Source organism: Oceanispirochaeta sp., from assembly GCF_027859075.1.
Lineage (GTDB): Bacteria > Spirochaetota > Spirochaetia > DSM-2461 > DSM-2461 > Oceanispirochaeta.
Genome location: NZ_JAQIBL010000016.1, coordinates 1 through 8,703, shown reverse-complemented (window position 1 = coordinate 8,703; position 8,703 = coordinate 1). Strand labels below are relative to the sequence as shown.

Below are 8,703 nucleotides of genomic sequence, written 5' to 3'. Positions count from 1 at the left end.
TTCTTATACCGGTCAAAAGATGTGTAGGCTTTGCCTGTTCCCGGTATCTCAGGGCTGAGACTCTGCCAGAGGCGTTCCCTGTTTTTCCGGGACCGACGGGCACGGACATCTTCCGGGTCGGACGCCGGAAGGCCGGAGAGCCACCAATAGGCTTCTGCCGCGCCGTCCAGGATGTGAACGCCCTCTCCTGCGGCTTTCAGGGCCCCCGCCAGCTTCAGCAGGGCAACGGGAGGCTCGCAGTTTCGAACTGAGGGAGGATTGATCAGCAGCATCGGATTGTCAAAGAGGAAGCCCACCCCGCAGTTCTCTGCTTAAGCCTCTCCAGGTGGGAAGAAACTGATCCAGAAGGGCCTTGAACCGTTTGTTGTGACACCGTTCCAGAAGGTGAGTCAGTTCGTGGACCAGAACGTATTCCAATATCTCAGGCTTCATGGTGATCAGTTCCAAATTCAGCCAGATCCGGCAGGATGAAGTGTTGCAGCTTCCCCAGCGGGTATTCATCTTTTTAATCTTCCATTCCAGGGGCTGTACTTTCATCAGGTCTGACCAGTGAATGATCAGAGGCTCCATAATCAGCATCATCTGTTTACGGTACCAGGTTTCAATTTTCTTTTTCCTCTGGTCTTCCCCTGTTCCTTCTTTTTCCTTCAGGATGATGCAGTCTCCTGCCAGGAGGGGGACAGACGATCTTGCCGCTGTCTGTATACATATCCTATAGGATCTTCCCTGGAAGAGCAGGGAAGATCCGTCCAGGTATCTTTGTTGTGTCAAAGGATGAACAGCCTGAATCGTGCGCTGCTGTTCCTGAATCCATTCCCATCGTGAAAGCACAAACTGGGCCGCTTTTTTATCGGAATACCAGGAAGGGACAGAAATCCGGATCTCTCCATGGGGAGGAATCAGCCTCAACCGGAGGCTCTTCATATTCTTTTTCTGAAGCCTGACGGGATGACCCTGTATATGAATGACTTTTTCTTCAGTACATATTCGGTGCATAGGAATTGATTATACCCTGATTTTCTTTATAATGTTGATTCTTTATAGCCGGAAATCTGTTCTTCCAGCTCCTTCTGTAACTCTTTTTTCAAATCTTTCGGCTCGAGCAGAAAGGCCTCTTTTCCAAAGGATTGAACCCAGCTTTTAATATCCCGGCGTCCCGAAGTCTTCATACTGAGGGTGAGAGAGCCATCGATGTGGAGTTCGATCTTCTGACTGCTGCTCCATTCCCTCTCTTTTATATAGGGTGCGGCCGAAGGGGAAAAGTGTATTTTCACTTCCAGGGGGTCATCCGTGTTTAATGCCCAGGCTTGTTCCAGGAGGGCCTCAGGATGAAAATCCTTCTCTTTCCCTCCGGGTATGTCTGTTAAAACGGCCGATACAAATCGTTCCAGAGCCATGGTTCTCAATTCTCCATCCTCCCGTCGCCGGATGAAGCAGTACAAACCATAATTCCATTCAAAAAAACAGAGTACTGTGAATTCCATTTCCCTGTCTTCCTGCAGCCTGAATGATCTGTATACCCCCCTGCATATTTTTTGATCCAGGGCAGCCTGGAGCAGTGTCTCATAGATGATTTCTTTCCCATCCAGGTGTTTATACTGGCCCGGTATACTGACGAAGATATCCTTGAATCTCTCTACTTTCCCTGCCCGGGTATTTTCAAGATAAAACTGTTCCAGCCGGTTCCTGAGGGCGCCGATGGTCTGCTTCATACCCGATTCATACAAGGGGGTCTGACGGGAGAGAATCTGGTAGAGGATCATCGTTTCTTTTGTATTCAGGGACAGTCTGGGAATCCGGCCGGAGGGTCTGGATGTTATGTATTCTTCCATCAGGCCCCAGTTCTTCGTCTTGCCGTCCAGGGGTCTGTCCACAAGAGGATATCCCAGTTCTTCCATGGATTCGAAGAGACGGTAGACCGACCTGCGGCTCAGGCCCAGCTTTTCCTGTAATTCTTTGATGCTGATCCCTCCCGGACGGGAGAGAAGTTCAAAGGCTTTCATAAACTGAATCAGGTTTTTTGCTGCGGCCATAAAAATATCCTTTTAAAAAATATATATGTGCCATGATGTGGCACATATAGGCCTTAGAATGAGTTAAAACAGGGAATAAAGCAAGTTTTGGAGGAATTAAATGAGAAAAATTATGATTTTAGAAGAAAATGATTTTTGTGGGGAACCTGGAGATCTCAGCTCTCTGCGAGCCCAAACGGGAGAGTGGGACAACCAGGTGGATGATATCTTTATGATCCAGCCATACAACACAATTCAGTGTCTGAAATCCAATACGGACTACAGCGGGGGCTGTTCTGTAGCGGATTTTGTAAAATATATACTTGAAGAATCGCCCTTGTGTTGACAGCTTGAGGCCGAGGCCGTACCATTGACGAAATTTATCTAGAATTCAAGGAAATAACACTATGAAAAAAATGATACCGGCTCTTCTGGTTCTCATCATGGCTCTCGCATCCTGCGGCTCAGGCAAGCTGGATGAAGGGGTTGTGGCCAGAGTCAATAAAACTGATATTCCCCAGGCGGAATTTGACAAGGAAGTAGAGGCATTCAAGAAACAGTATGAACTGCAGGGACAATTTTTAACAGATGCCGATCTTGAAACGATGAAACCCAGACTTCTGGATTCCCTGGTTGTCAAACAGCTTCTGCTGGAGAAAGCAGAAGATCTGAAGATAGAGGCGGATACAGAAGGCGTTCAGTCCAAGATCGAAAGTTTTAAACAGCAGTTCCCCACGGTCGAGGAGTTTGCTTCAAGCCTCGAAACCAACGGATTTACCGAAGAAAGCCTGACTCAGGAACTGGAATGGCAGTCCGTCCTTCAGAGCCTCTTTGATAAAGAAGTGTCCGAAAACGTGGCCGTCTCAGATGAAGAGATCCGTAAGTTCTATGATGATAATCAGAATACCTACTTTATCACTCCTGAATCGGTGAATTGCAGCCATATTCTTATCATGATCAATGATGATCAGACCGAGTCTGAGGCACTGGTTAAGATCAGCGGCATCCATGAAAAGATCAAAGCCGGAATGGACTTTGGTGATGCCGCCGCAGCTTACTCTGAGGGGCCCACTAAAGCCAACCGGGGAGACCTGGGTGTGATTACCCGTGGACAGACAGTGCCCGTTTTTGAAGAAGCAGCTTTTAATCAGGAAATCGGTATAGTTGGAGAACCAGTACTCTCCCAGTTCGGCTACCACCTGATCCTGGTGACCGGTAAAAATGAAGAAATCCCCACACCCTTTGATGATGTGAAAGACATGATTAAAGAGCAGCTGAATCAAAAGGCCTATGAAGAAGGAACTATGACTTATATTGAAGACCTCAGAAAAGGCGCTAAAATAGTTCTTCCCGAATGGGCGACTGTGGAAGCCGAAGCCCCTGTGGTCGTTCCTGCCGCTCAGTCCTGATTTGTATTGGAATAGCCGGGTGATCCTCGGCTATTCTAAGAAAGGCCATCCATCTTCACTCTAGTAGAGTGGTTCAATCCTCAGAGTTGTAAAACAATTTTTTTTTGCATCTTAGGCGTTATAATAGAGGATGGATTGCTGACTGGTTCGGGCCTGGCTCATACATCCCGTCATAAGGATGCCCGAAAGCATCAGTATGACAGGCTTGAAGAGTTTCAAACTTATTGAGACAGGCGCAGGCAGTTCCAGCTCAGTTTTTTCAGTTTGCCTGTAATATGGCCCTGAGATGCCGACAATCCCGAGCCTTTCACAGGGATGACTTCATTCATATTCTCTTTCGAATTGACTGCCTTAACATCATCATGAACCATGACGGCGTGCTCTATGATTTTATATTCTTCAAATCCGCTCACAACAATATCAAGTTCCATATCAGACTCATGATTTCTGTTGATAATGAAGAGAGTCAATTCTCCAGTCTTATTGTGCACAGCAGTGATATCAATAAAGGGAACGGTTCCAAATGTTTTGTTTTCATAGCTTGGAGAATCGACAGAGATATTCAAGGCTGTCCCCCGACCGTAAACCGAGGCATAGTAGAAGGGGTAGAAAATTGTCTGCTTCCAGACTGTGCCGTCATTTTCCGTCATGATAGGGGCTATCACATTCACCAGCTGAGCCAGACATCCGATTTTGACACGGTCTGAATGGCGGATCAGAGAGTTGATCATACCCCCGACAACCAAAGCGTCTTCAAAGGTGTAGATATCTTCCAGCAGGGGAGGGCCGACCTGCCATGGCTGTCTTTTGTAAATATCCTCATCCTGCTCGTTGGAGTGGAACCAGACATTCCATTCATCAAAGGAGAGATTTATGGTTTTTTTACTTCTCTTTTTAGCTTTTACGTAATCACAGGTCTTGGAAACAACATCAATAAAGTCATCCATTCCCATGGGAGTCGCCAGAAATGTCTGCAGGTCATTTTCCTCATTTTTCAGATATATGTGCAAAGAGATATAGTCCACGTTTTCATAGCACTCTTCCAAAACGGTCCTTTCCCATTCAGGAAAGGTCGGCATCTGGTTGCTCGAGCTGCCGCACACAACCAGTTCGAGTTCAGGATCAAAGAGTTTCAATGCCTTGGCTGTTTCATTGGCTATCCGTCCATATTCATAGGACGTCTTGTGCCCCACCTGCCAGGGACCATCCATTTCATTGCCCAGGCACCAGAGTTTGATATTGTGAGGCTTTTCCACACCGTGTTTTTTTCGTAAATCACTCCAGTAGGACCCACCTTCATGATTGCAGTATTCTACCAGATTTCTGGCATCAGATATGCCCCGTGTTCCCAGGTTGATGGCCATCATCACATCCGTTTCGGCCTTTTTTGCCCAGCTGACAAACTCATTCAAACCGAATTCGTTAGGTTCTTTGGATTTCCAGGCCAGATCCAGACAGGCCGGACGTTCTTCAACAGGACCGACTGAATCTTCCCAATTGTAGGCGGAGACAAAGTTTCCACCGGGATATCTAACCACGGGAACCTTCAGTTCCTGGACAAGCTCCAGAACATCCTCTCTAAATCCTTCCTTGTCTGCTTTGCTGTGGCCCGGCTCGTAAATACCGCCGTAGACCGCCCTTCCCAGGTGTTCTATGAAAGATCCGTATAGTCTGTCGTCAATCTCACTGAGTTTGAAATTTTTATTTATCATGATTTTTGCTTTCATTTTTAAGCTCCTTTATTTTATCCTTTAACGCTACCGGAACTGAGGCCGGATATAAAATACCTTTGAAACATCAGGAATAGAATTATTATTGGAATTGTCGCAATGACCGCCCCGGAAATCAACACGTTGTAATTGTTGCCATAAGGGGTAAGCAATGTATTCAATCCGATGGGAATTGTGAATTTCTTTGTCGTCCTTAATACAATCAGGGGCCAAAGGTAGTTATTCCAGCTCCTCAGACCTTCCAGGATGGCCATCGCGCCGTAGGCCGGCAGCATCAGGTGAGACATGATTCTGAAATATATTCCAGACTCGGACAGACCATCGATTCTGGCGGCATCCATCAGTTCCAGGGGCAATCCCAGGCAGAACTGTCTGAAGAAGAATATGGCAATGGGAGAGAGCATAAAGGGGAGCATGACTCCCAGGATTGTATTCATCAGCTTCATGGTAATCATCATTTTGTAGAGAGGAAGGATCAGTATCTGTATGGGTACCATCATGAGGATCAGTACAAGACCGATCAGGACATTCCTTCCCTTAAAGGTATATACCGCTAACCCGTAGCCGACGAGGGAGGTGAGAAATACGGTAACACTCGTCTGTAACATCAGGATGATCATGCTGTTTCGAAACCAGAGATTGAAAAGGGATCGCTCACCGAAAAACAGTTCCCTGTAGTTATCCAGGTTTTTATCCCTATTGAGCAGGGATTCCATTGTGATCCCGAACCTCATCAGGTCGGTTCCTGGTCTGAAGGAAGACATGATCAGAGCGAAAATGGGAAAGAGGGTGATGACCGAAAAAACTGAAAATAGTATCAGAAGGAAAAAACTTATCAGACTCTGTCTGCTTCTATACCTGATCATGATTCACTCCTTTTGAAGAATCCCCAAAAAAGGAGTTGTATGATGCTTAATACCAGGATGATGACCAGCAGGACCAGCCCTACGGCTGAACCCATTCCCAGGTCGCCTGACTGGAATCCTTTTCTGTAAACATAACCGACCATGGTCAAACCTATATTGCTGGGAGAAGTCCCTTGCCAGAGGATGTAGCTTTCCTCAAACATGGAAAATCCACCCAGTATGCTGATAGTTGTCACAAATATGACTATCGGTTTTAAAAGAGGCAGTGTTATAACGAGGAATTTCTGGACCGTATTTGCCCCGTCAATGGATGCCGCTTCATAGAGTTCGTCCGGAATGGTCTGCAATCCCGAGAGAAAATAGATAATGTTTATGCCTGTCCATCTCCATGTTGCAAGGATCACGAGGAGGAACATGGCGTGAAATTTTCCTGCCATGAGCCATTTCTGGGGAGTGATATTGAAGTATGAAATGAGGGAGTTAATTAAAGCCCCGTCGGGGGATGCAAAAATAAGTCTGACAATCGTTCCGGCCACGACGACTGAGACCAGCGAGGGAATAAAAAACACTGATCTGAATATGGTGGATCCGATGAATTTTTTTCCATTTAATGTGGCGGCAAAAATAACAGGAATCGGAATCAAAACCGCAATTGTCAGGGTGGTGTAAACGAAGGAGTTCTTAATGGCAATAAAAAAATGCTCGTCATTCAATTTTGCGTAATTCTCAAAGCCAATGAACTCAACTTCTCCGGGTACAATATGCTGGAAGCTCATGATCACAGTTGAAATAAGGGGATAGAGATAGAAAAAAATGAGAGAGATGAGAAAAGGTGCGACAAACATATAAGGAACAAGATGCCGCTTTGTTTTGCTATGGATTTTCATATATTCAAGACTCCCGATGATAAAATCCCTCCTGAATCTCATCAGAAGGGATTTATTCAATATCTATTTTCTTAATTTATCGGCAGCATCTTTAAGTGCCTGAGCAGGGGTCTTGGATTGATCTCCAAGAGCCTGAAACATTATATCTCCTTTGACAAGCTCAGATGCTTGAGGAATCTGTTCTGTGATTGTTACAGGATTGATTTCATCCTTCACTTCCAAAAGCAGGCCGAAGATATCATCATTGACGAAATACTCAGTGAATTTATTCGTTGCTTTCAGAGCAGGATCATCCCATACAGACCATCTGGGTGGGTCAAATCCAAGGAAGGACCAGAGCTGGATGTTTCCTTTCTCACTCAGCTTGGCATAGGCCAGGAATTCTTTTGCGATCTCAGGATATTCAGCCTGCTTTGTGACAACAGTACCCGTACCACCCATACCGGCAGAGCGTTTGCCACCAACGGTCCAGCTTGGAAGAGGACGGATGGCTATTTTTCCCTTCAGATCGCTCATATAGTCGGTGAATCGTCCCATATACCACATGGGCATCAGGACAGAGGCGAAATCTCCGGCATTCATGGCGCCGTAATACTCTTCAGAATGGTGATTTCCACCGGGAGTCGTGGCGGCAATCTTCTGTTTATAGATCATGTTGTGAAGGAATTCCAGTGTGGCAATATTAGCTTTGTTGTCCAAAGCAACGCTTCCGTCGGGATTGAAAAAATCTGAATCCCGCTGGGAGATCATGGGCCAGAATGTCCATTGGTCGGTGGTTTCGATGGAGGTCATCATTTTCCCGGTAGCCGCTTTGACTTTAAGACCGGCCTGAACATAATCATCCCAGGTTTTGATGTCATCAATATTGACACCGGCTGCATCCATGATTTCAACATTGTAATACATGACAGCCGCACCCACGTGGAAGGGAAGACCGTAGTAGTTTCCATCCTTCGCATAGATGTCCAGTCTGGATTTTACAAGCTGATCCACTACAGGATTAACGTATTCATTCATGGGTTCCAACTGAATCTGACCTTTCAGGAAATTAGGGAATTTGCTGATTTCAATATCCACAATAGCCGGTGCTCCGACTCCCGACTGCAGAGCCACAAGAAGTTTGTTGTGCATATCGTTGTAAGGGAAAGTCTCAGCCTGAAGTTCAATTTTGCGAGTTGGATTATCTTTGTTCCATTCTTCTGCGGCCATCTCGTAAAACTGCTGATGCAGTTCGTTGAAGGTCCAGAAGGTGATGGGAGTATCTCCACCAGCACTGTCAGTCTGACCTCCCGCAGATATTGCAAAAGGTACCATCATAAGAATGAGTATTGCTAAAATCGTTCTTACAGTTTTCATAAAAGCTCCTTTATTTGGTTCATAAAATATAATACATATCATATATCATGATAATGACTGTATTATATTCCTACATTTTTCACTTGTCAAATGAAAATACCATGCTGATTATTAGCTTTAAACACATTGCAGAGGTATAAGACGTGTTTGTTGAGAAAACTATAGACTTTTTATATATATCATGTATATTGATATGAAGTGTTTGTATTACACTTTTCGTGAACAATTATCTATATATGAATGATTGTATCTGTTTTTTTAATATATTAAGATGCATTCAGTTAAGAGAGGTTTTAAAATGAAGGGAAGAATCATGCTGATTGATCCACATGAGGATTTGAATGTCATCAAGGGCCTGGCGTCTGAGATAAGAATCAGAATCCTGGATGAACTGAGACGTGGTGAAAAAATTATAAATGAGCTGGCTTCAATTCTGGAATTGC

General features: G+C 45.2%; 9 protein-coding genes. 2 read left to right on the top strand and 7 right to left on the bottom strand.

The window, feature by feature from the left end; translation table 11 throughout:
- The 3 genes from PF479_RS01075 to PF479_RS01065 all read right to left on the bottom strand — a co-directional run.
- Positions 1–272, bottom strand: a 272-nt coding sequence (locus tag PF479_RS01075; protein WP_298001359.1) for a hypothetical protein, incomplete at its 3' end; no start/stop codon positions are given.
- Between the two features lie 7 nt (positions 273–279).
- Positions 280–996, bottom strand: a complete 717-nt coding sequence (locus tag PF479_RS01070; protein WP_298001357.1) for a M48 family metallopeptidase — start codon at positions 994–996, stop codon at positions 280–282.
- 26 nt (positions 997–1,022) lie between these two features.
- Entirely contained in the window at positions 1,023–2,033 is a 1,011-nt protein-coding gene (locus tag PF479_RS01065) for a YafY family protein (protein ID WP_298001356.1), read from the bottom strand.
- A gap of 100 nt (positions 2,034–2,133) precedes the next feature.
- On the opposite strand from PF479_RS01065, the gene PF479_RS01060 reads away from it, so the two are divergent.
- A complete protein-coding gene (locus PF479_RS01060) occupies positions 2,134–2,358 on the top strand; it encodes a hypothetical protein (protein ID WP_298001354.1) in 225 nt (74 codons plus the stop codon).
- A gap of 61 nt (positions 2,359–2,419) precedes the next feature.
- The gene (locus PF479_RS01055; protein ID WP_298001352.1) at positions 2,420–3,421 is read left to right on the top strand and encodes a peptidylprolyl isomerase; all 1,002 of its coding nucleotides are present in this window, start codon (positions 2,420–2,422) and stop codon (positions 3,419–3,421) included.
- A gap of 221 nt (positions 3,422–3,642) precedes the next feature.
- On the opposite strand, the gene PF479_RS01050 is transcribed toward PF479_RS01055, so the two are convergent.
- From PF479_RS01050 to PF479_RS01035, 4 genes are all read right to left on the bottom strand, one after another.
- Positions 3,643–5,148 (bottom strand): alpha-N-arabinofuranosidase, encoded by a 1,506-nt coding sequence (locus PF479_RS01050; protein ID WP_298001351.1) that lies wholly within the window; start codon positions 5,146–5,148, stop codon positions 3,643–3,645.
- Between the two features lie 17 nt (positions 5,149–5,165).
- Entirely contained in the window at positions 5,166–6,017 is an 852-nt protein-coding gene (locus PF479_RS01045; protein ID WP_298001349.1) for a carbohydrate ABC transporter permease, read from the bottom strand.
- The gene (locus PF479_RS01040; RefSeq protein ID WP_298001347.1) at positions 6,014–6,904 is read right to left on the bottom strand and encodes a carbohydrate ABC transporter permease; all 891 of its coding nucleotides are present in this window, start codon (positions 6,902–6,904) and stop codon (positions 6,014–6,016) included. The genes PF479_RS01045 and PF479_RS01040 overlap by 4 nt, the downstream gene beginning before the upstream one ends.
- 63 nt (positions 6,905–6,967) lie before the next feature.
- On the bottom strand, positions 6,968–8,260 hold the full coding sequence (locus tag PF479_RS01035) for an ABC transporter substrate-binding protein (RefSeq protein ID WP_298001345.1): 1,293 nt from the start codon (positions 8,258–8,260) through the stop codon (positions 6,968–6,970).
- Positions 8,261–8,703 lie beyond the last annotated feature (443 nt).